The sequence below is a fragment of the Pseudoalteromonas luteoviolacea NCIMB 1942 genome (assembly GCF_001625595.1).
In the GTDB taxonomy this organism is placed as follows: domain Bacteria; phylum Pseudomonadota; class Gammaproteobacteria; order Enterobacterales; family Alteromonadaceae; genus Pseudoalteromonas; species Pseudoalteromonas luteoviolacea_A.
The window spans coordinates 1-222 of record NZ_AUXT01000065.1 but is presented as its reverse complement, the minus strand read 5'-3'; the positions used below and the strand labels follow the sequence as shown (position 1 = coordinate 222).

Here is a 222-nt window from a genome sequence, read left to right as displayed (position 1 = left end):
CTAGCAGGCCCTGTTGTTTTTCCCCTCGTCCGACATGACCCAAATCATCTCGAATGGAGAGGGTGTTTATAAATCAGTGTGGTCGTGTCTTCTAATGCGAGTAATAAATGATGATTTTGTGCTTGTTCAACCGTTGCTTGAAAGCCTGACTCCGCTATGGCATTTGCATCAATGTTCTCGTTACGGATAAACCGATAGGCTCCTTCCATATCGGCGGGGATT

1 pseudogene is annotated in these 222 nt (G+C 45.9%); it reads right to left on the bottom strand.

The window, feature by feature from the left end:
- Positions 1 to 222 (bottom strand): annotated as a pseudogene (locus tag N482_RS25160) (IS4 family transposase); the annotation flags it as partial.